The following is a 22,731-nucleotide window of genomic DNA, read 5'->3' as shown; positions in this document are numbered from 1 at the left end:
CGGGTAAAGAGTTTATTTAAAAAAAGGGTTAGTGTTAATATTCCTCCTATTCTCTGATCGTTTCAGCCATCTATTTGACCATTTGAAATTCATAAACCAAGAGAATCTCTTTACCTCTGACCTCGTATAGATTAATACTTTTAATTATCCGATACCTTCCAGGAACGAGTTCACCTTCTCTGAAGTAAACCGGAATTGAAAACGGATGTTCGAATTGAGATGATCCATTAAATATCTTCAAAATACTATTCCTGACTTCCCTTTCAGGAGCTTTGACTTCTATCCATTTTTTATTTTCCCATCTTTGGACTGTCACATAACGACCAGTACTTGCCCATGGATGGTTTTCTGATAGTGTTAATTTTACTATTCCATCTTGAAGTTTATTTAAATGAAAAGTGTCTGGAGTCAAGGTCAATTTGATCCATTGTTTTGGATTTTTTGAAATTTCATAATAACCTCCAGAAATCGTATCAATAACATTTGTTTGTTGACCATTAGGTCCCATAACATTTGTTCCACGGCTACTAATACAACTTAAACTTGATGACAAAAAAACAAATGGAGTCATCAAAACCACAATTTTCAATACTTTATCAAATAATATCATATATTTTATTTATTCCTAGTCACATTAAGTGCAAATCTTGGTCAAATTGCATTTAATATTTGTAATCAGACTTGAAGTTTGTTTAACAAAAGACACATTCAAACCCTCATTTAGTGATATCAATATCAGATTGGTGGTTTTTGAACATTCTGCTGGTTGGTGAAAGTACCAATCAATCCAAAAAACCGGGGCGTTGGGGCAATAATCAGAAATTTAACAAGAATTAAATTGGGTTAGGGTTTTTAAGGACGAATCATTAATTTGTTATACCATTCCGAAACCCTTTGCAATAGCTTCCAAAGCTCCAACCCTTGCTTGGGAAAGATTTGGGTCATCAAATTTAGAGCTTGGATTCATTGGAGAAATCATTAGTTCATCAGGCTTTAGAACATCAATTATTTCATTTAATTTTTGAACAACTTTTTCTGCATTCCCGATAGCCCATGTTAATCGCATATGTTCGGTCATTGCTCTATATTTACTTGAAAACATTTCAGCAGATATATTTTCTGACAATGGCTGTAAACCTTTTAATTCACCAGAACGGAAAGCCCCCAGAGTTTGCAAATGTGCAATAGCCAATCTTTCCGCTTCTTGTTGAGATTCTCCAACTACAGCAATTGCTGTAGCACTTGCTTTAGGTTCTTGGAAAAATGTACTTGCTTTAAAATTATCTCTATAAACCTGAATAACTTCGGCACCACGGTAATCAGCAGTGACATGAAACGGAAGTGCAAATCCAATCCCTAATTCTGCTGCAATTATTGCCTCTTGCTCTGATGCGCCCATTAACCAAACTGATGGTTTTGAATTTGCGCCATTCATTACTGAAAAATGATATTTTTTATTTTCAGCATAAAAATCTGCCCCACCTTCCTGCAACAACAATAGGGTTTGTTGAATCATTTCTGCATAGTCTTGATTGGCATTCATACGTCCACCACGAATTAATGCAGTTGTTAGAGAATCTGTACCTGTTGCGCCACCAATACATAAATCAATTCGACCAGGATAAAAAGCTTCGAGTGTTGCGCTTTGCTCTGCTACCAAGAATGGTGTATAGTGTGGGAGCAGTACATATCCTCCAGTATTCATGGCTTTAATTTTTCCGGCAATTGCCCCAGCAATTACTGATGTGGATCCAGCTACACAAGCAGATGCATTATGGTGCTCTGCTACCCAGAATCTATTATAACCAAGCTCTTCTGCATGTTGAGCTAAATCTGTCATTGATGAAAATGCTTGACTTGAAGTTTGATTTTCACGAATTGGCCCAATATCCAGAACCGATAAAACGATGTTATTTTTCATTTTTATCTATTTTCTTATTTAATTGAAAGGTTTCCGAAAGTGCTTTTATAGCAGAAATCCTGTCTTCCAAAGTATATGAAATCATGGACAGCATAATTTCATCTGAATAAAAATCAGCTCCTATTTTTTTGGCTTGTTCAAATATTTGTTTTGCATTTCCGACCAATTCTCTGCCAGAAATACTTTCTAAATATTCTTTTTGTTGCTTCGAGAAATGAATGCCATCTAATTTATCGGCGGAAGGAACATATTGCATATAATTACCTGAATCACGAGTAAGTCGAAACAAATCAGATAACTTTTTAAGTTGGGCCAAACGTTTCGGATCTTCTGCACAAATGCAATTATATGCCAATATGATTTTTGGCTCGGGCAATTCTTCTGACGGTTTAAATCTTCTAATATATTCAACTGCCGCTTCGGGAGTTGGATTAGGATTTATGAATGCTGCAATAGCCAAACCCAAACCATTTTCCGCAGGGTAAATTCCACTGTTTCGGTGTCCTCCACCCGAAAGCATCCAAATTGGAGGGGCTTTAAGAGTTGAAGGGTTCGCTTTAGCTCTTTTACATTCATCATGTAAATACATATCTAGTGCGCTTACTTGCTGTTCAAAATCTTGGTTGGTTATACGGTCATTTCCATTTAGTAAAGAACGCGAAAACGCATCCCCTCCACTAGCCCTTCCAATACCGCAATCTACTCGATTTGGATATAATGATTCTAACATTCTGAAGTTTTCGGCAATATGAAAAGCACTGTGATTGGGTAACATTACTCCCCCAGAACCAATACGAATCTGTTTAGTCTGGGCTCCAATAGCTGATAAGAGAACAATTGGGGATGACCCTTGTAAAAATGACAGATTGTGATGTTCTGATAGCCAAATGCGGTGAAAACCCAACTCATCTGCTGCAATAGCTAAAGATACTGTATCTCTGACTGCATCCGCACCTGTTTTGCCCTCAATTAACAAGGACTGATCTAGGATAGATAATTTCATTCGTTAATATATGCTAAAATTAAATTTAATAGGCGTTATGGAATACTTTGATTAAAAATTACTTTTTGAGAAATAAGCAATTTATTTATTCGGATAATTACTATACCAAATATACAATTTTACTTTAAGTTTACAATAAACTTAATTTTTTTATATTACGAAACTATTTAATTAATTATTTATATAACATTAAAATGTTCTATATATGGATGTATAGAAAATATTTTTATGATTTTCATTTCCTTCAGGCTTCAATTTCCTAGCGCATTATTCCATGTTTGCTTACCAATTTTTTTATTTACATTTTCTATTGTTTGAGCTGCACCAATAAATGAAATTCCATGTTTTTTCTTATATTAACATAAAATAAAACGTAAACCTATGTTGAAACAAACCTTATTGATCGCGCTTTTTGCTGGGATCTCCTATGCCGGAGCACAGACCAAATTCCAGCCCCAGGACACCGAATTTTACGAACCAGTCCCTCCTGTTGTGAAAACCAGCAGAACCGCAGCCCCATCGGATGCCATCGTCCTCTTTGATGGCAGCAACCTCAACGAATGGGTCAGCGAGAAGGACGGAAAGAGCCCTGCAGCATGGACCGTACAGGGGCAGGTACTAACGGTAAAACCTGGTACGGGAGGAATTGTCACGAAGAAGAATTTTGAGGACTTCCAGCTGCACGTCGAATGGAAGAGCCCAGAAGTCATCAAAGGCGAAGGCCAGGGACGTGGCAACTCTGGAATATTCTTGCAGGGAAAATATGAGATTCAAGTCCTTGATAACGACGATAACAAGACCTATACAAACGGACAGGCAGGCAGTATCTACAAACAGCAGCCACCGCTTGCGGAAGCCAGAAAACAGGAAGACGGCTGGCATACCTACGACATCTTGTATACGGCTCCCCGATTCAACAGCAACGGGATCCTGATCAAACGAGGAATGGTCACCGTCATCCATAACGGCGTATTGGTACAGTACAATTCAGAATTGCAGGGTACTACGGAATACATCGGCCTACCCAAGATGGTAGCACACGGCGCCGGCCCTATTGCCATCCAGGATCATGGCGATCTGGTGAGCTTCCGCAATATCTGGATTCGCGAACTCAAATAAACAACATGGGCTGCAGATCCTGCAGCCCATAAACATCATTTGGTTTGGTAAAATTGATGCTCCGCTAATTTTCATTCACGTCCTTTATTTCATAAGTACCGTCCTCCAACCATTGAACGATTTCACGCAAAGGAATCGCAAAACAACCTGCTTCCTCTCGATCGAACGCAGTTTTCCAACGGACGTAACCGAATTCATAATCTGGTAAGTGGACATTGCTCCTATTCAATTTCGTCGTGCTATTCCGTAGGGCCCCTTCCACAAGGGGTAAATGAAAGATCTCCTCCAATATTCCATTGGGATACTTCAAGTTTTTGATGCGTACCCCCGATACCGCAATATGGATTATGGGTCCATATTTTTCATCGTCTTCGATTTTAACTATGGTAACCAGGGATTGCTCCTCTCCTCCTCGTGTATGATAGCGCCATTCTTGCCCCACTTCATAGCTGCTGGAGATTTCCGCTTGCGTTTGTTTTAACATATTGATTACGCGCATAAGGCTTGATATTAAAAATATTCTTATGGTATGAGACTTTTCTGTTCCGTAATTTTCAGTTTTCCAAATCTTCGCTAATCCCCTTCATCAATTGCATTATTTTATTTATCCCTTCTTTCTTCACCTTAAATCCAACATCCAAGGAACCGGAGACAAAATAGGATCGATAATCCCCATTCTTTTTGAAAAAATATTCCACCTTATCTCCATCGAATTTCAAATCTCTCGTCTTTTGAAAAGTGCCCACATCATCCTTATGGGCACGAAATGTCATGATCCCCTCTTGATCAATGCTATGGAGGTTCATTGGCACCTTAACCATTTTCTCCGACAACTCGCTATCATCCAAATAATAGATGTCAATTTCCCGGATTCCAACCACTATTTGCGAAACAGATACAATCGATTCATCCTTAACCAAATTCGCCTGTAATGCCGCTTTCAATTCCTTCCTCCGGTTATCCGGCTGTCCATTTTTATAGTAATAGATGATTTCACCCGTTAATTCACCATCGACAAAGTTCTCCACCATTTTCAGACCGCCACTTTCGTAATATATTTTTGCCTCGCCGTGAAGAAGATCATTTCTATAGGGCTCAATAGCCCTCAATTTCCCGCTTTCGTAATATGCTTTGACATCACCTTCCAGCTTGTCATTTTTAAATATGGATATCCCCATCAATTTTCCGCTCTCGTAATACGATTTCCATTCACCGACTAGCTTTTCGTCAGGTGTCATATAGCCTACGAACTTTAATTTTCCGCTGTCATAATATTCTTTATGTTCCTTGTTCTGGGCATAACTTGAATAACCGAACAGAAAAAGGACAATGGTCAAAAGTGTTCCTATCGTTTTCATAATGTGGTGTTTTAATTGGTTAATCGTAAACTCCTTTAACAAAGTTACCGCTATAATCAGGTTGAAAAAATAGCTACATCTAGCTATAATGCGTATGGCAAGGGAAAAGGAATTCCATGGAAATGAGCCATCAATGTAGCGGATAGATGCCCATTACAAACAATGGAGCACGGAAATACAATCCGAATCAATAAAAAAGCGGCCGTGAAATTGAATCCACGACCGCTTTTGGCTGATCTTTATGTTTTTCAAGGTATTTATTTCAATAACTTCACCTCATAGAGGTCCTTACGTCTGTCGCGAAGGATCTTCACTGTCCCATATTCATGGAGATCGCGCAAGGCGTACAGGTCCACGTCGGCAATCAGGACCATTTCCGTATTCGGTGTGGCCTCCGCCTTGATGGCATTGTTCGGGAATGCAAAGTCCGAAGGTGTAAATACCGCGGATTGCGAATATTGGATATCCATATTGTTCACGCGCGGAAGGTTACCTACAGATCCCGCGATCGCAACATAACATTCATTCTCAATGGCCCTAGCCTGTGCACAGGACCGCACACGGATATAACCATTCTGCGTATCGGTCATGAAAGGGACGAACAAAATCTGCATACCCTGGTCTGCCAGGATACGGCTCAATTCCGGGAACTCCACGTCGTAACAGATCAATAGCCCAACCTTACCGCAATCCGTATCGAATACCTTCACCTCATTACCACCGACCAAGCCGTAGTAACGCATCTCGTTCGGTGTGATGTGGATTTTTTTGTAGGAATCCAGACTACCGTTCCGGTGGCACAGGTAACTGATGTTGTACAGTTTCCCGCGTTCCATGATCGGCATCGATCCGGAAATAATGTTCACATTGTACGATACGGCAAACTGCTGGATCTTCTCTATAATTTCCTTGGTGTGCTCGGCAAGTTTTTCCATCGCCATACGCTCCGGCAACTCGTTGTACGGGCTCATCAATGGGGTATTGAAAAACTCCGGGAACATAATGAAATCCGTTCCATAATCGGAAACTGTATCGACGAAGAACTCCACCTGATCATAGAATTCCTGCAGGTCCTTGAACAGACGCATCTGCCACTGTACCAAGCCCAGACGGATCGTCTGCTTAGTGGCGGAGTTGGATCGCGCATCCGGTTCGTAGTAGATATTGTTCCACTCCAACAGGGTCGCTACCTCCAGCGATTCCGTGTCTTCAGGAAGATAATTCTTCAGGATCTTCTTCACGTGGAAATCATTGGAAAGCTGGAACGTCAGGGTCGGATCGTAGATCTCCTTGCGTTTCACCTTTTCAATGTAGGTCCGCGGCGTCATGGTATCTGAATAGTTGTGGTAGTTCGGGATCCGTCCACCGGCGATGATGCGCTGCAGGTTCATCTGCTCGCACAATTCCTTCCGCTGATCGTACAAACGGCGACCAAGACGCAAAGCCCTGAAGTCAGGGTGTACGAAGACTTCGATTCCATATAAAGTGTCGCCATCTACATCATGCTTGTCAAATTTTCCGTCGTCGATAATGGTATAATATTTATCGTAAACATTGGTCTTTGCTGAATTTAGAATAATGGATAATGCACATGCCACAACTTTCCCATTCACCTCTACCGCAATCTGTCCCTCCGGGAAAATATCGATCAGATCGGTAATATTTTCCTTTGTCCATGGATCTCCCAATCCATGGTAAGCCTCCTCCATAGAGCTCTTCAAATCTTTATAATCTTTCTTACTAAGATTTCTAACTTTAATATCCATATATCTTGATGCTATTTTTTAGTCAGTACTGACTACGCTTAATAAACAAATCCCATTCCAAACTTTACTTAAAAGCAAGGATTTTACGCTTTGCATCTACAAGATGCGCTTTTTCCTTATCCATTTTGATTTCGCTATCCAGCCATTCACTTAGTTTCAGGGCACCACACAAAGGCGAAGAATTCCGTAAGATTTTGGCACCATCCAACATCGAAGGCAATAACGTCATTTCAGTAAAAAAACGGCAGGTTTTGCTACAGTTTAGGATTAAGCATGACGTTTACGTTTGAACAATCACGTAAAGCCTGATTTCCAAGTGATAATCAGGCAAAGATACCGGATTTTCAAGGGAAATTTTCTTGGACTGTCCAATCCTAAAAAAGCTATACACAAAAACAAAGTGTATGGAAACAATAGAAAGAGAGTTTGAGTTCGCTGAGCGGACCAGTAAGAAGCAGCCATTCGACAAGCGTTTGATCCTCCACATGCTGGATCAGATCGAACTTGGGGTCCCCCGCCGGGACCTGATGGAACAGTACGGTGTCTCCGAAGTGAGCCTGATCCGCTGGATGAAGAAGTTCGGGCGACAGCCCATTGGGGCAAAGCGGTATACCACCGAGCTGAAGCGTTCAGTGATCAGGGCGGTCCAGGACGGGATGAGCGCCTACCGGGCGGGGAACACCTTTGATATCTCCTGCGGTACGGTCTCCAGATGGGTCAGGGAATATAAGGGGAAAAATACCGAACTTAGTTCCCCAGAACCCGATGATATGGCCAACAAGAAACCCGTAGACCCCAAAGAGGCAGAGATCCTGGCCCTGAAGAAGGCCCTGGAATATGCAAACCTGAAGATCAGGGCATTGGATACCATGATCGATATTGCCGAGGAACAGCTCAAGATCGACATCAGAAAAAAGTCTGGTGCCAAGCGGTCGTAAAGATCAAACAGGAATCCCCAGCAATGGGGATCCGTTTGATCTGCGGACTGTTTGGCAAAACAAGGCATGCGTACTATGACCGCCAGTGGCGGGTGCAGGATGTCGGACTGAAGGACGAGATCATCCTGCAGCACGTGCTGCGGATACGCAGCGAACAGAAGAGGATCGGTACCCGGAAGCTGCTCCATATGCTCGCCGGCCCCCTGCAGGAACATGGGATCAGGATCGGCCGCGACTATCTCTTCGCCCTGATGAGGGAGCATTCCCTACAGATCAGGGTCAGGAAGAGGAAGGCGGTCACCACCGATTCGCGGCACTGGATGAAGAAGTACAGAAACCTGATAAAGGAACTTGCGGTCGAGCGCCCCGAGCAGGTCTGGGTAAGCGACATCACCTATGTACAGCTCAACCGGCGCTGGGGATATCTGAGCCTGGTCACCGATGCCTATTCCAGAAAGATAGTGGGCTGGGCGTTCAGGGGCGACCTCTCGGCACAGGGATGTATCGATGCCCTGCAGATGGCACTGCAGCAGAGGCAGTATCCGGGAAAGGGACTCATACACCACTCCGATCGGGGTTCGCAGTACTGTAGCAAAGGCTATGTGGATATCCTACGCACCAACGGGATCGGGGTCAGCATGACCGAGAACGGGGATCCCTATGAGAATGCGATAGCCGAACGGGTGAACGGCATACTGAAGGCGGAGTTTGACCTCTACGCATCACAGAGTGGCCTGAGGGAGACCACAAGAAAGATCAGGGAGAACATCAGGGTATACAACAACCTAAGGCCCCACGCGAGCTGTGATTACCTCACACCTGAACAGGCACATATGAGGTCAGGTGCGCTGAGAAAGAGATGGAGACCGAAAAAATATCCAATAGTGCAGAAAGAGTTTGTATAGTACATATAGTATTACCAAATTTGCCTGTATAATCAATTCAGAATTAATCCAATAATTTGTATAGCTATATAAGGACAAGACAGACCTTGTCCGACTTGAGAGCGTGGTGAGAGCGTGGTCAGAGCGTGGTGAGAGCGTGTCTATAGGCACGCTTCCACCACGGTTGCAATACGCTCGCACCTAGGACGGAACTCGGACAAGGTCGGTGCAGGTGCTTCTAAAATAGTTACACCCCTCCGGGGTTGGCATGTGTGCTATTACCTCAAAAAAACAAAAAAATGGCGGCCATGCCGGCCGCCATAGGTCTTAATACTTAATTCTATCTACTAACTACTATTTACGCTTCCCCTTTGGCATTGCCAAAATTCAACGGATAGGGCATATCTTTGGATACGATATCGCCATTCAATCCTTCGAAGCGGTTGATATTTTCCTGCAATGCTTTCAAGAGTTGCTTTGCATGTTCCGGAGTCAGGATAATACGTGATTTCACCTTTGCTTTCGGCACTCCTGGCATGATGCGCACGAAGTCCACCACGAATTCGGTATTGGAGTGTGTGATGATCGCTAGGTTGGAGTATACGCCCTCTGCGGTTTCTTCTGTTAATTCGATGCTTAACTCTTGCCCTTCTGGCGCATTTACATTGTTGTTGTCCATGTTAATTAAATATTGGTTGTTATTTATTGAATGTTCTAAAATCTTGCCCATCTTTGATGGACAGCACCATTTCGTAGATCAGGCGGATGACGTTGTCCACATCATCTCTGTGGATCATCTCTACCGTGGTGTGCATATAGCGCAATGGCAGAGAGATCAGTGCGGAAGGCACGCCACCATTGGAATAGGCAAAAGCATCGGTATCCGTTCCGGTAAACCTGGAATTCGCCTGACGTTGGATAGGAATATTATTCGCGTTGGCCACCTCAATAAGCTGCTTGTTGAGGTTGATCTGAACTGCAGGCGCATAGGATACCACCGGTCCCTTTCCACAGGCCAGATCGCCCTGGGTGATCTTGTTGATCATCGGAGTGTTGGTATCGTGGGTCACATCGGTCACGATGGCTACATTTGGTTTGATGTAATGGGCGATCATCTCCGCACCACGAAGACCGATTTCTTCCTGCACGGAATTGACGATATAAAGTCCGAAAGGCAGTTTTTTCTTATTCTCCTTTAACAGGCGGGCTACCTCGGCAATCATAAATCCACCGGCACGGTTGTCCATGGCACGGCCCACATAATAGCGGTTGTTCAGGATCATGAATTCATCTTCATAGGTAATCACACATCCGACATGGATCCCCAATTCCTCAACCTCCTCCTTGGAAGTGCAACCACAGTCCAAAAAGATGTTCTTCATGTTTGGGCCTTCCTCCTTCTCACCGGCCCGTGTATGGATGGCCGGCCACCCGAATACGGCTTTCACAATGCCCTTGTCGGTATGGATGTTCACCCGTTTGGAAGGGGCAATCTGATGATCGGAACCCCCATTTCGGATGACATAGATCAGTCCATCCTTGGAAATATAGTTCACGAACCAGGAGATTTCATCCGCATGGGCTTCAATCACCACTTTATAGGCCGCTTTCGGATTGATGATCCCAACTGCGGTACCGTAATTGTCGATATAGGTTTCATCCACATATGGCTTCAGGTAATCCAACCACAGCCGCTGACCTGACCACTCAAATCCCGTCGGGGATGGATTGTTGATATATTGCTCGAAAAATGCCAGTGATTTGGGGGTTACCACCGACGGAGTCGTTGTTTCTTCTGTTTTTAATGCTTTCTTCGCCATGCTTTATCCTTAATTATCGCAAAATAACTATTTCCGTAATTTTCGCAAAAATAAAAACCGAAACCTTATCTTTACGGGACATTTTATTATGAGCATGACCGAATTATTAAGTTTTATAACCTGGGATCCAAAGCCTGAATTATTCAGTATTGGCAGCTTTGGCATCCGGTATTATTCCCTGTGTTGGCTATTGGCCTTTGTGGTTTCCTATATCTTGATGTTAAAGGTTTTCAAGCGTGAGGGGAAATCACAGGAGCTTCTCGATAAATTGACGATTTACATCTTTGTGGGTACCTTGGTGGGAGCACGATTGGGCCATTGTTTCTTTTACGATTGGCCGTATTACCGGGAACACTTCCTGGAGATATTCATCCCTTTTCAAAAAGTGGGCAATGAGTGGCGACTGACCGGATTTACGGGACTGGCGAGCCACGGTGGCGCCGTGGGGATTTTAGTGGCTACGTGGCTATTCTCTCGCAACACCAAAACAGACTTCATGTGGCTGGTAGATCGACTGATCTTGGTCGTACCGATCGCTGGGGCATTTATCCGCTTGGGGAACTTCTTCAACTCGGAGATGATCGGAAACCCAACGGACCTCCCTTGGGCGGTAGTTTTCGCGAATATCGACCAGATCCCACGCCATCCTGCACAGATGTATGAATGCTTGGCCTATCTCATCATCTTTTTCATCATGTGGGCACTGTACCAGAAGAACATGAAACCTATACCGGGCAAATTCTTCGGTATCTTCCTGATTCTCCTGTTTGGTGCCAGATTCGTCATTGAGTTCGTGAAGATCGATCAGGTAGCCTTTGAAGCGGGCATGCTGCTGAATATGGGACAGATCCTGAGTATTCCGTTTATCCTCGTAGGAATCTTCCTGCTATTGAGAACACCGAAAGAAACGCGTACAGCATAACAGCGATGCCCTACCCTTTCGGTAGGGCATTTTTATTGAAAAACATGATGTCATCAACCTTAAAAAACAACCGGAAAGTCACGTTATTGATTTTGGGTCTATTGTCCGCAATAGGTCCATTTTCCATTGACCTGTACCTACCGGCATTCGATAATATTGCCACAGATTTCAACACTTCCGTCGATAAGGTGCAGCTTTCGCTGACGAGTTACTTTATCGGTATCGCCTTTGGGCAGATGGTCTATGGTCCGCTGCTGGATAAATTCGGCCGCAAGAAACCCTTGTTGGTCGGTTTAGCGATTTATATTGTCGCATCTGTGCTGTGCCTTTTCACCAGAGATATCAACCACCTGATCTTCCTGCGCTTCCTGCAGGCACTGGGAAGCTGCGGCGGGATGGTTGGTGCACGCGCCATGGTAACGGACTACTACAGCAGCAGGGAAGCCGCCAAGGTCTTCAGCTTGTTGATGCTGGTGATCGGGGTTTCGCCCATTCTGGCACCCAGCATCGGTGCCTTTATGCTGACCCATCTGGATTGGCATTTTATCTTCTTGTTCCTGGCGGTCATGGCCTTGGTCATCTTTCTGGCCACCTGGTTCCTACTTCCCGAAAGCTATACCGGAAATCGGGAAATGTCGCTGGCACCGAAGTCCATTCTAGGGAATTTCTGGCAGGTCCTTTCGAACAAGGTGTTCCTATCCTATTGTCTGATCGGTTCGATCGCTTCTGCGGGAACGTATGCATATCTCGCAGGCTCCTCCTTTGTCATGCAACAATATTTCGGATTGACCAAACAACAGTATGGACTGGCATTCGCGTTCGTGGCCTCGGCCATGATCATTGCCACCCAATTGAACAGGTACTTCCTGAAGAAACATTCCAGCGAACAGATCAGCAGACTTGCCAATACCTGGCAGGCATTCATCGGAATCCTAATGGTGCTGGCGCTGAGCTTTGATCTATTGACCTTCCCTGTGGCTTTGATGTTGATCTTTTTCTTTCTTTTTGGGCACGGGTTCATCTTCCCGAACACCTCGGCTGTGGCCTTATCCCCTTTCAAGGGATTGGCGGGCAGTGCCTCCGCCTTATTGGGCTGTATACAAATGGCCATCGGTGCCTTCGCATCCGGAATGGTGAGCGCCCTCCACAACGAAACCCCTTGGCCGATGCTTGGTGTCATGGCCGCAGGTGGGGTGCTCTCGTTGATCCTTCACGTTGTCGTTAAGAATCGGGTTAAAACTGATATAGCATAAAAAAAGGTGCCGCATGATGCGGCACCTTCCAAACTATAATTAGGCGTTACTTAATAACCAGGATTAGGCTTCAACGTTCCTTTCGAGCGGTCAATCACACTCTGAGGAATTGGCCAAAGCTCATTCTTTCCAACCTGAAACACTCTATTCTCTACAAAGAAACGATCCGTTAAGGATGTAAAGGTTACTTCTCCGGTAGTCGGATTAACTGTTCCTTTGGATAGTGAACCGTATACAGGACCTTTCAGCACATCCTTCGCAATGTTCCAACGGGTGATATCGAAGTGGCGACGGCCTTCACCTGCAAGCTCTACGCGAAGCTCACGTCTCACCAATTCACGCATCTTCGCCTGACCTGCATACACCGAACGATCCACTTCTGGCATTTTCGCACGTCTACGAACGGCATTGATATTCGCATATACAGATTCATCGATTTTATTCAATTCGATATTCGCCTCCGCATTCAACAGAAGAATCTCTGCATAGCGTTGTACGATGATATTTACACCCACATTCCAAACGTTATCATAGCTGGATGGATTCTGTAGATACTTGCGGTAGTTGTAAGCTGTACTGGAAGCATTATCCGGACCGGAAGGGAAGTTATTCGATTTTGGATCCAAAGGATCGAAGATTACACCGTTGTATTTCGCTCCAGGGTAAACAATGGTTGCCGCAAAACGAGGGTCACGGTCCACGAAAGGTTTCGCTGCCGAATAAGCCGCATCTTCCTTGATGGTCTTTCCGTTCTTGGTCTCATAATCATCCACCAAACTTTGGATAGGCACGATGGAACTCCATCCACCCATTGAGTTCGGCATCATAATCCCCAAACTGGTATATCCCTGCTCCTTGGCGATGTATTGGATTTCTGAGATAACCTCCGAGTTGGATTCATTAGCAATCTCGAATAGGCCTGCGTAATCACTGAACAGACTGTAAGCACCTAAATCGATGATCTCCTTGGTCACGTTGGCTACTTCCTGATGTTTTTTCTGGAATGCCAAGCTACGTGCTAGGAATCCCAAAGCTGAAGCCTTTGACATGCGTCCGCTTGTATTTTTTGGTGGCAACTGTGCTGCAGCCTCACGCAATTCCTTATCCACGAATGCGAAGATCGCTTCGCGCGTGCTCGCCTCCACCAAAGCCTCATCTTTATCCACGGTCTTGGTGATCAATGGCACACCACCGAATAAAATGGCAAGGTCTAAATATTTATACGCACGCAGCGTACGCACCTCGCCCTTGAATCTATCTTTCAAGTCATCGGCAATCGGTGCTTTATCAATATTCTCCAATATCCAGTTCGCTTTACGGATCAGGGTATAGGAGTATCTTGATTCTGCATTTCCTGAGTTCGTTGGGCTGGCTGTACCATTTCCTAACGCCTGAAAGCCTTCCCAAGGGAAATCACTCATGGAGTTATCGGATACACAGTCCATATAAAAAATCTGCGTTCCTACTTCCCATCCATTGTACAAACCGGACACGGCGTACTCCACCTCGGCTTGGGAGTGCCAGAAATTCTCGGAGTTGTTCCTATCCAATGGCTCTTGATCCAGTGTTTCACAGGACACCAAGCCAAATAATCCCAATGCGATTAAAAATTTATATCTATTTAACATCGTCGTAACCTTAAAAATTAACATTTAATCCAAACACATTTGTCTTCACCTGTGGGTAGTAGTTTCCACGGGTTCCAGCAGGTGCTTCCGGATCGAATCCTTTTGCAAAGCCTGTAAAAGTCAACAGGTTCTGCCCACTGTAGTACACTTTGGCGCCTTTAAGTCCGATTCTCGACAATACCGATTTCGGAATGTTGTAGCCCAAGGTGATGTTCTTCATCCGCAGGTAGCTGGCATCCTGAATCCAGAAATCCGATGGCGTGCTACCCGGGCTGTTCTGTACCCATGTAGTCAATGCGCGCGGCATGGAACCGTTCGGATTGTTTACCGGATGGAAGCGATCTGCATACATATCCGTTGGTTTATCCGATCCGGAGATGCTACCGATAGCCTCACCCCATAGGTAACCTTTCACGTCTGCTGCCCCTTGGAAGAACACGTTCAGGTCAAAGTCCTTGTAAGAAAGGTTGGCCGTTAAACCGAAGATGTATTTCGGATCTGGAGAACCCAAGTACACACGGTCAGCACCGTCGATTTTATTGTCGCCGTTCTGATCCTTGTAGATAATATCACCGGCACCGATATTCTGGCCACCGTTGATTCCCGTTACACCGCTATTCTTATATTCTTCGTCGGAACGGTAAATGCCGTTGCTCTCGTAACCATAGAAGGAACGGATTGGCAATCCTGGTTGATACACATAGTAGGAACTATGTGGCTCTGCTGTCGCTGAACGATAGGCAACCAATTCATTCTTGATGTAAGATCCATTTACGGAGAAGTCATAGGTGAAATCACCAGCTGTATTTCTGTAGTTCAACTGCAACTCCACACCGCTGTTTTTCACCTTACCGCCATTTTCAACCGGGCCATTCAATCCTAATGTTACCGGAACAGGAAGGCTCAGGAACACTTGGTTCGTACGGCGGTCGAAATAGTCCATTACAATGGAGAAATTATTCTTCAGGTTCAAGTCGAAACCAATGTTCGAACTCACGGTTTCTTCCCATACCAATAGCGGATTGGCTTGCGTCACAATCGCACCACCTGGGCTCACGGTATTACCAAGAACAGCATTGTATCCCGGCTCAATCACGAAGTAACCTGGGTAATACCCGTCAGTAGGATATTGGTTTTCATTAACGGCCAATAACTGCTGGTTTCCGAGTTTACCCCATCCCCCACGGATCTTAAGCTCTGAAATGGAATTCGCTAGGCTTGAATTCTGGAAGAAACTTTCCTGAGAAAGGCGCCATCCGGCAGAGAATGATGGGAAAGTACTCCATCTGTTGTTTCCTAGGAAACGGGATGTACCATCATGACGCACATTCGCTTCAAGAAGGTATTTGCCAGCAAAAGCATAGTTGACACGTCCGAAGTAGGATCTAAGAATCAATTGTTTTGCACCACTATTTGATTTCTGTCCATTAGGATTTCCTAAATCCAACTCTTCAAGATCTTGCGTTAAGAAGCCCTCACGGTATCCGGAACTGAAATCATGTCTTAGCTTCTCGTCCATAAAACCTCCCAATACATTCAATTGATGATCGCCAAAGGTTTTATCATACGTCAATAAGGATTGCAAGGTCAAACGTTCCGATTGATAATTTAAAATCGTTAGGTTATTTACCCCTTGTGTCGGACCAGGTCGTTTGTTCACTACATCGTAGTAAGAAATGGACTTCACAAATTTGGAAGAGATGTTATCGATCGGCTGGAAACCTACCACCTGTTTAAATTTCAGGCCGTCCACGATTTGGTATTCCGCGGATAGGTTGATCATGGTATGCTTGTAGATCATGCGATCTGTGGATGCCATATCCAACCATGCGATCGGGTTACCATCACCATAGTATCCATATTCACCGGATGAGTATTTATACGGAATGAAAGACGGAATCCGGTTGGACTGACGGAAGATCTGTGCCATATCTCCAGTATATGGATTGACAGGCTCGTTGATCCGTTGGTAATTGTATGCCAGACCAAGGTCCATTCTCAATTTCGAAGAAATCTGCGCACCGATGTTGGTACGAAGGTTATAGCGATTGGAATTCGCTACTTTGATCACCCCATTCTGTCCCAAGAAACCTAAGGATCCCATGTAAGTGATTTTATCCGTTCCGCCCAACAATTGCACGTTATGTGCCTGTTGCAAACCATTTTCGGAATACAGCAAACCTAACCAATCTGTATCGGGATGCGTGTCCAGGTTGCTGTGGTTCTGGAAAGCAGCTAAATCACTTTCCGAGAAACGCACCGTTTTGCCTTCGTTCTGCAAAGCCTCGTTCAAGATGACCGCATGGTCGTAGGAACGCATGTAATTCGGTAAGCGTGTTGGATCCTGAAGACCTACATATCCTGAATAGTTCAACTGTGGCTCACCGGATTTTCCCTTTTTCGTGGTAATCAAGATCACACCGTTCGCAGCCTTCGATCCATAGATCGCAGCACTCGGACCATCCTTTAATACCGTTGTTGTTTCGATATCATTTGGGTTGATGTTGTTCATGCTACTTTCAACGCCATCGACAATGACCAATGGATTCGCATTGTTAACTGTACCGAGACCACGGATGCGGATAGAGCCGTTGTCCTTACCCGGCTGACCAGAGTTCTGCGTGATGGTAACACCGGCAAATTTACCCTGGATTGCCGAAGACACGTTCGTCACGGGGCGATCCTGTAAATCCTTTGCACTGATCGATTGTACGGCACCTGTAAGGTTTGCCTTTTTTTGCGTACCGAAACCCACCACAACAACTTCATCAATGGCCTCATCGCTACTCGATAGTGTAACCTGTACGGTCGGTCCATCCACCAGTCTTTCTACGGTCTCAAAACCTAGGTTTCTAAAGATTAAAGTCTGTCCTTTGGTCGCTTGAATGGTGAATTGTCCACTTTCATCCGTAGATGTGGCAATGGAAGGGTTTTCCTTGACCGTAACGGTCACGCCAGCTAGCGGTCCTTCGGCAGAACTCACCTTCCCGGTAACCTGCTCCTGCTGAACTGTCGAAAATGCGGCAATTCGCTCCAGCTTAGTCAATGCAAAACCCTGGGTTGGCATCGATAAACTGATGACTAATGCGCTCGCTATAGGCATAGCATTACGCATTAGAAAGTAATTCGTAAAATTTCTCCTCATGCTTAAAAATTAGTTATGTTACATAATTTAGCTTCGAGAAAGATAGGCAATCAAGATGGAATGAAATGAGCATAGACGCAACGAAAACGATTGCGTAAATTAATGCAACCGATTGCGTATAACTATAGACTACATTCTATTTTAAGTTAAATCGTGTAGAAATAACACTTTTTGCTGCCGACCAATGAACAACAAAAAGAGCGAACCATCAGGTTCGCTCTGTATAATTATTTTGCGTTGAAGTAAAGAATGTATTTTTACTTGATCAAGCTCAGTATTCCCAGTCGATAACTGTCCAGACCAAAGCCCAGAATTACGCCTTTGCAATTCTTGGACAAAAAGGAATGGTGACGGAATTCTTCTCGTTGGTGCACGTTGGAGATATGCACTTCCACCACGGGTGTTTGTATGCCCGCTATGGCATCTCCGATCGCCACCGAGGTATGCGTATATGCACCGGCATTCATAACGACCCCATCAAAGGAAAAACCGACTTCATGGAGCTTATCGATCAGAGCACCTTCGCTGTTGCTCTGGAAATAATGTAATTCCACTTCCGGAAAATCCGATTGCAGCGATTCGTAGTAGGAGTCAAAGGATTGAACGCCATAGATGCCCTTTTCGCGAACACCCAATAGGTTCAAATTTGGCCCGTTCAGGATTAATATCTTCTTCATGTACTGATTTTATCCGCTAAATATACCAATATCCTAAAAATCTGAATATAGATTTCTGAAACTTGAGCGCAATCCGAAATTAATTACTCCTGATTTCTGGGTCGCCTCGCCTTCGATCTTGTTGTACCGTTGGGTATAGCCAAGTTCTAGACGCAGGTTATATTTTGGATTCAATACATAGGCGGCTTTGAAATCAGCATAGAACAGATCATTCTGCACACCCTGCCCAATTTTATTACCGTACCTGTTCGGTGCGGTATTGTAGGACTGGAAGATATCGCCACCATAATTGATCGGGCGCATCAGGTTATCCAATGGATCGGTACCAAAGCGGCTGTATAAACCCTGTACGGAAAAATCAAAGCGGTTCCATGAATAATTCGCAATACCGATCAACTCTCTAAAGTTGGCTCCACGCGGGTGTGCCAAAGGCTCGCCACGATTACTATAATTCGAGATGGAGACAAAGTGCTGATAGGTATATGGGCGAACGAGGTTGTACTCACCCAAGATATTCAAGTTCTGCACACCAAAGATATTGAAGGCCTTCGCACCGAGCTGTGCCCCCCATTTGTTGTGCTGGTAACCGTTGTTGGCAAAGAATTCCTTGGCGGTAAACTCACCCAATAGGAATTGGCCATACACCGTTGCATTATCCAATACTTTATATTTCGCATTCAATCCCAGGAACATCTTGTCCGGCGATGAAATGTTATTGTTTTCTACTGGTCTTAAGAACAGGATAGGATTCATATAATTGAAATCAAACCCGCGATGTCCCGCTTGATTGCGATTTGCCCAGATGACCGATTGGAAGAAACCAATGGACAAACGGTTTGTTACGTTATAGTCCAAATATTGGAATGCACCCCATTTAATCCCGTCCCCAAAGCGGCCGCCGGAATTCAGGGAATCTACCCGTGGATTCTGAGGGTCGTTCATGTATGCCCAAATGGAAGTATATTGAACATTACCAATCTTTCCGCTGAATTTCAGGTGTGCATAGTTGGATGAAAAATCCGATAGCAATACAGACCGATAACCATCACCGATGAAGTTCTTATCGTAGGCTAAGGTCGCATGGAAATAATCGGAAAATGCATAGGTAGCATTCGCCGTAGCATACATCCAGTCTTTTTTCTTGCCGAAACGATTCTTCGACATCGCTTGCCCTGGAACCACCATACTTTCCCGAATATAATCATCCATGTATCTCGGGTAAACACCTTGGTTTTCAAAGAAATTACCGTAGAACGTGAATTTATCACCAATGGTTACCCCACCTTGGACACCGCGGGTATTCAACCAGGTCGTCCGTTTATCCGAATCGATCAATTCGGTCCCGATTACGAAGTCCGGAAGGACATCCAGGTAAAAAGTGTGATCTTCTTTCTCCACCTCGATCAGGTGTTCATTGAAAATCTTCCGCATGAACCAATTTTCAGATGTGGTCGGATTGAGCCCTTGGATGGAATCCAACTTCTCCAACATACGCCCTTGGAATAAGGTCGGTTTTACCGATGTGTGGTATCGGGTTTTTGGCGAATATAACTCCTCGTCATACTTTTGGTGATGCTGGTACGAGTAGGGTTGATATTTGACCTGTGCTTGCAAGCTCCCGAATGCTGAGAGACTCAGGATTCCGGCGATTGCATATGATAACGTGTGCTTCATAATTGTTAAGAGTCGTACTGTTTGCGCTATTCTATCAAATTTTATTCCTAAAAATCATCAAAGATACTTTTATTATCCCCGACATCGGCATTTAATGGGATAAATATTGCTAAAACGTTTAGTCCTGATGGGAAAAATAAGATACAATTTGTATATTGCTGCAATAATTAATTGTAAAATCCTTGATCTTAATATATGAAGCGCAGAACTTTCATTCAGAATTCCGCATTATTCGGTGCAGGAATGCTCGCTAGTAAATTCTCATTCGCAGAATCATTCAATCAATTCCCTACGGTACGCACAGCGGTGGACAAACGCCACTTCAGCAGCAAATTGGTGGAGGATATGATCAAAGAATTCCAGAAAAATGTTGCCGATAAGGAAATGGGTTGGTTATTCAACAACTGTTTACCGAATACCTTGGATACCACCGTTTTCGATGAAACCAAAGGCAACCGTCAATTGACATACGTGATTACCGGAGATATCGACGCGATGTGGCTCCGTGACAGCAGTGCGCAGGTTTGGCCGTATATCCAATTCGTCAACAAGGATAAGAAATTAAAGAACCTCATCTTAGGTCTCATCAATAAGCAATCGGAATGTATCAATATCGATCCGTATGCCAATGCGTTCTATAACGATCCTACCAAAAAAGGGGAATGGTTTTCGGATCATACCGACATGAAACCGGGCATGCACGAACGGAAATGGGAAATCGACTCACTCTGTTACCCGATCCGCTTGGCGTATAACTATTGGAAGGAAACGAATGACACCACGCCATTCGATGATACCTGGGTAAAAGCACAGGAAAAGACCTTGCAGACCTTTAAGGAACAACAACGTAAGGACGGCTTGGGCCCCTATAAATTCGAACGGACGACCTCTCGTGGTACCGACACCTTGCAGGTCGACGGCTATGGCTATCCGGTCAACCCTGTTGGACTGATCGTTTCGAGTTTCCGCCCATCCGATGACTGTAGTATTTTCGGATTTTTGATCCCTTCCAACCTGTTTGCCATTGTTAGCCTACGCGAATCTGCGGAGATCCTGCGCAAGGTAAAGAACAACACCGCATTGGCCGAGCAGATGGAAGCATTAGCAACAGAAGTGGAAAACGCCGTGAACAGATACGGCATCATCGATCACCCTGAACATGGTAGGATCTATGCCTTTGAGGTGGACGGTTTTGGCAGTTACCTGATGATGGACGACGCCAATGTCCCTTCCCTATTGGCTTTGCCTTACTTGAATGCCATCGACAAGAATGATGAAGTCTATAAACGCACCAGAGCATTTATCCTATCGGAGAAGAACCCATTCTTCTTTAAGGGAACGGCTGCCGAAGGTATCGGTGGACCGCATATCGGTCGGGATATGATCTGGCCGATGTCGATTATCATGCGCGCATTTACATCTACCGATGATGAAGAAATCAGACAATGCGTGCAGATGTTGAAGAAAACCCATGGCGACACCGGCTTTATGCATGAGTCGTTCCACAAGGACAATCCCAAGAAATTCACCCGCCATTGGTTCGCTTGGACGAATACCTTATTCGGGGAATTGATGTGGAAATTATACAAAGAGAAACCTGAGTTGCTAAAAGCATAAGAAGAGCACGAGGACGATTACGCTATCAGTAATCGTCCTCGCCTTTTTAGGTGGTATCCCATTTCATTTTCCACTTGCAAATTCGTCAATAATCAACAACCTTTGTAAACACAAAAAATTGAATAGAGGGTATGTCGAATCAACATCTTGCGGGACCCATTGGAATCTTCGACTCCGGATATGGAGGGCTTACGGTATTTCAGGAAATCCTGAAGAAACTTCCCGATTATGACTACATCTATCTGGGTGACAACGCCCGAGTGCCTTACGGCACCCGATCGTTTGAGACCGTTTACGAGTATACCAAGGAATGTGTGTTCAAGCTGTTCGATCTGGGATGCAACCTCGTTATCCTTGCCTGTAACACCGCATCGGCAAAAGCACTGCGTACCATACAGCAACATTACCTTCCCGAAGGAAAGAAAGTCCTTGGTGTCATCCGACCGACTTCCGAAGTCGTCGATCAATTCACGAAAACCAAACAGGTCGGGATCCTCGCAACACAGGGAACCGTGAACTCGGAATCCTACCTGATCGAAATCAATAAATTCCATCCCGATATCCAGGTCTTCCAACATGCATGCCCTTTCTGGGTGCCCTTGGTGGAAAATAATGAACTGGATAGCGAAGGAGCGCATTATTTCATCCAGCAGGATATCCAGCAGCTATTGCAGGATGCACCGCAGATCGATAGCATTCTCTTAGCTTGCACACATTACCCCCTCCTTTTGCCGATCATCCGGAAATATGTGCCGGAGCACATCAAAATCATTTCGCAGGGAGCATTGGTTGCCGACAGTTTGGAAGACTACCTGAAGAGACATCCCGAAGTGGAAGAAATATGTTCCAAAGGAAAGCAGCTCCAGTTCTTTACCACCGATGACCCGATGGATTTCAATGAAAAGGCAGAGATCTTCTTTGGAAAACGGATCAACTCCAAACATTTGAAAGTACAGCCCTAAAGGCTAGTCAAAATAAAAAAAGCTAACCCGATCGGATTAGCTTT

General features: G+C 44.5%; 20 protein-coding genes. 7 read left to right on the top strand and 13 right to left on the bottom strand.

What is annotated here, in order from left to right; translation table 11 throughout:
- Nucleotides 1–70 precede the first annotated feature (70 nt).
- From G6N79_RS07975 to G6N79_RS07965, 3 genes are all read right to left on the bottom strand, one after another.
- A complete protein-coding gene (locus G6N79_RS07975) occupies nucleotides 71–610 on the bottom strand; it encodes an immunoglobulin-like domain-containing protein (protein ID WP_103907414.1) in 540 nt (179 codons plus the stop codon).
- A 264-nt stretch (nucleotides 611–874) separates the two neighbouring features.
- A complete protein-coding gene (locus G6N79_RS07970; protein WP_103907413.1) occupies nucleotides 875–1,921 on the bottom strand; it encodes an MsnO8 family LLM class oxidoreductase in 1,047 nt (348 codons plus the stop codon).
- Complete coding sequence (locus G6N79_RS07965; protein WP_103907412.1) at nucleotides 1,911–2,924, bottom strand: MsnO8 family LLM class oxidoreductase; 1,014 nt, start codon at nucleotides 2,922–2,924, stop codon at nucleotides 1,911–1,913. The genes G6N79_RS07970 and G6N79_RS07965 overlap by 11 nt, the downstream gene beginning before the upstream one ends.
- A 381-nt stretch (nucleotides 2,925–3,305) precedes the next feature.
- On the opposite strand from G6N79_RS07965, the gene G6N79_RS07960 reads away from it, so the two are divergent.
- Nucleotides 3,306–4,043 carry a 3-keto-disaccharide hydrolase gene (locus tag G6N79_RS07960; protein ID WP_103907411.1) on the top strand — a complete coding sequence of 246 codons (738 nt, stop codon included), beginning with the start codon at nucleotides 3,306–3,308 and terminating at the stop codon, nucleotides 4,041–4,043.
- Between the two features lie 64 nt (nucleotides 4,044–4,107).
- Here G6N79_RS07960 and G6N79_RS07955 read toward each other — a convergent pair whose 3' ends face one another.
- The 4 genes from G6N79_RS07955 to G6N79_RS07940 all read right to left on the bottom strand — a co-directional run bounded on the left by G6N79_RS07955 (nucleotide 4,108) and on the right by G6N79_RS07940 (nucleotide 7,396).
- A complete protein-coding gene (locus tag G6N79_RS07955) occupies nucleotides 4,108–4,542 on the bottom strand; it encodes a hypothetical protein (RefSeq protein WP_103907410.1) in 435 nt (144 codons plus the stop codon).
- A 55-nt stretch (nucleotides 4,543–4,597) separates the two neighbouring features.
- Nucleotides 4,598–5,401, bottom strand: a complete 804-nt coding sequence (locus G6N79_RS07950) for a toxin-antitoxin system YwqK family antitoxin (protein WP_103907409.1) — start codon at nucleotides 5,399–5,401, stop codon at nucleotides 4,598–4,600.
- Between the two features lie 257 nt (nucleotides 5,402–5,658).
- Entirely contained in the window at nucleotides 5,659–7,167 is a 1,509-nt protein-coding gene (locus tag G6N79_RS07945; RefSeq protein ID WP_103907408.1) for a carbon-nitrogen hydrolase family protein, read from the bottom strand.
- 64 nt (nucleotides 7,168–7,231) lie between these two features.
- Nucleotides 7,232–7,396, bottom strand: a complete 165-nt coding sequence (locus G6N79_RS07940; protein ID WP_160003794.1) for a hypothetical protein — start codon at nucleotides 7,394–7,396, stop codon at nucleotides 7,232–7,234.
- 175 nt (nucleotides 7,397–7,571) lie between these two features.
- Here G6N79_RS07940 and G6N79_RS17525 point away from each other — a divergent pair, with 175 nt between their 5' ends.
- Both G6N79_RS17525 and G6N79_RS07930 read left to right on the top strand, forming a co-directional pair.
- Nucleotides 7,572–8,105 carry a transposase gene (locus tag G6N79_RS17525; protein WP_146060690.1) on the top strand — a complete coding sequence of 178 codons (534 nt, stop codon included), beginning with the start codon at nucleotides 7,572–7,574 and terminating at the stop codon, nucleotides 8,103–8,105.
- 23 nt (nucleotides 8,106–8,128) lie between these two features.
- A complete protein-coding gene (locus G6N79_RS07930; RefSeq protein ID WP_103908025.1) occupies nucleotides 8,129–9,010 on the top strand; it encodes an IS3 family transposase in 882 nt (293 codons plus the stop codon).
- A gap of 337 nt (nucleotides 9,011–9,347) precedes the next feature.
- On the opposite strand, the gene G6N79_RS07925 is transcribed toward G6N79_RS07930, so the two are convergent.
- Nucleotides 9,348–9,668, bottom strand: coding sequence for a DUF3467 domain-containing protein (locus G6N79_RS07925; RefSeq protein ID WP_103907124.1), 321 nt, complete (start codon nucleotides 9,666–9,668; stop codon nucleotides 9,348–9,350).
- Nucleotides 9,669–9,687: 19 nt separating this feature from the next.
- A complete protein-coding gene (locus G6N79_RS07920) occupies nucleotides 9,688–10,809 on the bottom strand; it encodes a M42 family metallopeptidase (protein WP_103907123.1) in 1,122 nt (373 codons plus the stop codon).
- 94 nt (nucleotides 10,810–10,903) lie between these two features.
- On the opposite strand from G6N79_RS07920, the gene lgt reads away from it, so the two are divergent.
- A complete protein-coding gene (lgt, locus tag G6N79_RS07915; RefSeq protein ID WP_103907146.1) occupies nucleotides 10,904–11,731 on the top strand; it encodes a prolipoprotein diacylglyceryl transferase in 828 nt (275 codons plus the stop codon).
- Between the two features lie 44 nt (nucleotides 11,732–11,775).
- Nucleotides 11,776–12,984: a multidrug effflux MFS transporter gene (locus G6N79_RS07910; RefSeq protein WP_234993233.1), complete on the top strand. Its 1,209-nt coding sequence runs from the start codon at nucleotides 11,776–11,778 to the stop codon at nucleotides 12,982–12,984.
- A gap of 50 nt (nucleotides 12,985–13,034) precedes the next feature.
- Here G6N79_RS07910 and G6N79_RS07905 read toward each other — a convergent pair whose 3' ends face one another.
- The 4 genes from G6N79_RS07905 to G6N79_RS07890 form a co-directional block, all read right to left on the bottom strand.
- A complete protein-coding gene (locus G6N79_RS07905) occupies nucleotides 13,035–14,612 on the bottom strand; it encodes a RagB/SusD family nutrient uptake outer membrane protein (protein WP_160003780.1) in 1,578 nt (525 codons plus the stop codon).
- 10 nt (nucleotides 14,613–14,622) lie between these two features.
- Nucleotides 14,623–17,715 (bottom strand): SusC/RagA family TonB-linked outer membrane protein, encoded by a 3,093-nt coding sequence (locus G6N79_RS07900; protein ID WP_234993232.1) that lies wholly within the window; start codon nucleotides 17,713–17,715, stop codon nucleotides 14,623–14,625.
- Nucleotides 17,716–18,014: 299 nt separating this feature from the next.
- Nucleotides 18,015–18,434 carry a type II 3-dehydroquinate dehydratase gene (gene aroQ, locus G6N79_RS07895; protein ID WP_103907119.1) on the bottom strand — a complete coding sequence of 140 codons (420 nt, stop codon included), beginning with the start codon at nucleotides 18,432–18,434 and terminating at the stop codon, nucleotides 18,015–18,017.
- 33 nt (nucleotides 18,435–18,467) lie between these two features.
- Nucleotides 18,468–20,108, bottom strand: coding sequence for a gliding motility protein RemB (locus G6N79_RS07890; RefSeq protein WP_103907118.1), 1,641 nt, complete (start codon nucleotides 20,106–20,108; stop codon nucleotides 18,468–18,470).
- A 195-nt stretch (nucleotides 20,109–20,303) separates the two neighbouring features.
- Here G6N79_RS07890 and G6N79_RS07885 point away from each other — a divergent pair, with 195 nt between their 5' ends.
- Together G6N79_RS07885 and murI are read left to right on the top strand one after the other, a co-directional pair.
- The gene (locus G6N79_RS07885) at nucleotides 20,304–21,725 is read left to right on the top strand and encodes a glycoside hydrolase family 125 protein (protein ID WP_103907117.1); all 1,422 of its coding nucleotides are present in this window, start codon (nucleotides 20,304–20,306) and stop codon (nucleotides 21,723–21,725) included.
- Nucleotides 21,726–21,856: 131 nt separating this feature from the next.
- Nucleotides 21,857–22,687, top strand: coding sequence for a glutamate racemase (gene murI / locus G6N79_RS07880; RefSeq protein WP_103907116.1), 831 nt, complete (start codon nucleotides 21,857–21,859; stop codon nucleotides 22,685–22,687).
- Nucleotides 22,688–22,731 lie beyond the last annotated feature (44 nt).

It is taken from the genome of Sphingobacterium lactis (assembly GCF_011046555.1).
GTDB lineage: Bacteria > Bacteroidota > Bacteroidia > Sphingobacteriales > Sphingobacteriaceae > Sphingobacterium > Sphingobacterium lactis.
Note: the sequence above shows the minus strand (reverse complement) of the source record. Positions and strands in the feature narration are given on the sequence as shown.

What these genes read in the sequence shown, in the direction of transcription:
- G6N79_RS17525 (WP_146060690.1), top strand. Translation starts at nt 7,572, where the DNA reads ATGGAAACAATAGAAAGAGAGTTTGAGTTCGCTGAGCGGACCAGTAAG.
- G6N79_RS07975 (WP_103907414.1), bottom strand. Translation starts at nt 610, where the DNA reads ATGATATTATTTGATAAAGTATTGAAAATTGTGGTTTTGATGACTCCA.
- G6N79_RS07910 (WP_234993233.1), top strand. Translation starts at nt 11,776, where the DNA reads ATGATGTCATCAACCTTAAAAAACAACCGGAAAGTCACGTTATTGATT.
- G6N79_RS07960 (WP_103907411.1), top strand. Translation starts at nt 3,306, where the DNA reads ATGTTGAAACAAACCTTATTGATCGCGCTTTTTGCTGGGATCTCCTAT.
- G6N79_RS07925 (WP_103907124.1), bottom strand. Translation starts at nt 9,668, where the DNA reads ATGGACAACAACAATGTAAATGCGCCAGAAGGGCAAGAGTTAAGCATC.
- G6N79_RS07970 (WP_103907413.1), bottom strand. Translation starts at nt 1,921, where the DNA reads ATGAAAAATAACATCGTTTTATCGGTTCTGGATATTGGGCCAATTCGT.
- G6N79_RS07940 (WP_160003794.1), bottom strand. Translation starts at nt 7,396, where the DNA reads ATGACGTTATTGCCTTCGATGTTGGATGGTGCCAAAATCTTACGGAAT.
- G6N79_RS07905 (WP_160003780.1), bottom strand. Translation starts at nt 14,612, where the DNA reads ATGTTAAATAGATATAAATTTTTAATCGCATTGGGATTATTTGGCTTG.
- G6N79_RS07950 (WP_103907409.1), bottom strand. Translation starts at nt 5,401, where the DNA reads ATGAAAACGATAGGAACACTTTTGACCATTGTCCTTTTTCTGTTCGGT.
- G6N79_RS07885 (WP_103907117.1), top strand. Translation starts at nt 20,304, where the DNA reads ATGAAGCGCAGAACTTTCATTCAGAATTCCGCATTATTCGGTGCAGGA.
- G6N79_RS07955 (WP_103907410.1), bottom strand. Translation starts at nt 4,542, where the DNA reads ATGCGCGTAATCAATATGTTAAAACAAACGCAAGCGGAAATCTCCAGC.
- G6N79_RS07930 (WP_103908025.1), top strand. Translation starts at nt 8,129, where the DNA reads ATGGGGATCCGTTTGATCTGCGGACTGTTTGGCAAAACAAGGCATGCG.
- G6N79_RS07965 (WP_103907412.1), bottom strand. Translation starts at nt 2,924, where the DNA reads ATGAAATTATCTATCCTAGATCAGTCCTTGTTAATTGAGGGCAAAACA.
- G6N79_RS07945 (WP_103907408.1), bottom strand. Translation starts at nt 7,167, where the DNA reads ATGGATATTAAAGTTAGAAATCTTAGTAAGAAAGATTATAAAGATTTG.
- G6N79_RS07900 (WP_234993232.1), bottom strand. Translation starts at nt 17,715, where the DNA reads ATGCCTATAGCGAGCGCATTAGTCATCAGTTTATCGATGCCAACCCAG.
- murI (WP_103907116.1), top strand. Translation starts at nt 21,857, where the DNA reads ATGTCGAATCAACATCTTGCGGGACCCATTGGAATCTTCGACTCCGGA.
- G6N79_RS07920 (WP_103907123.1), bottom strand. Translation starts at nt 10,809, where the DNA reads ATGGCGAAGAAAGCATTAAAAACAGAAGAAACAACGACTCCGTCGGTG.
- lgt (WP_103907146.1), top strand. Translation starts at nt 10,904, where the DNA reads ATGACCGAATTATTAAGTTTTATAACCTGGGATCCAAAGCCTGAATTA.
- aroQ (WP_103907119.1), bottom strand. Translation starts at nt 18,434, where the DNA reads ATGAAGAAGATATTAATCCTGAACGGGCCAAATTTGAACCTATTGGGT.
- G6N79_RS07890 (WP_103907118.1), bottom strand. Translation starts at nt 20,108, where the DNA reads ATGAAGCACACGTTATCATATGCAATCGCCGGAATCCTGAGTCTCTCA.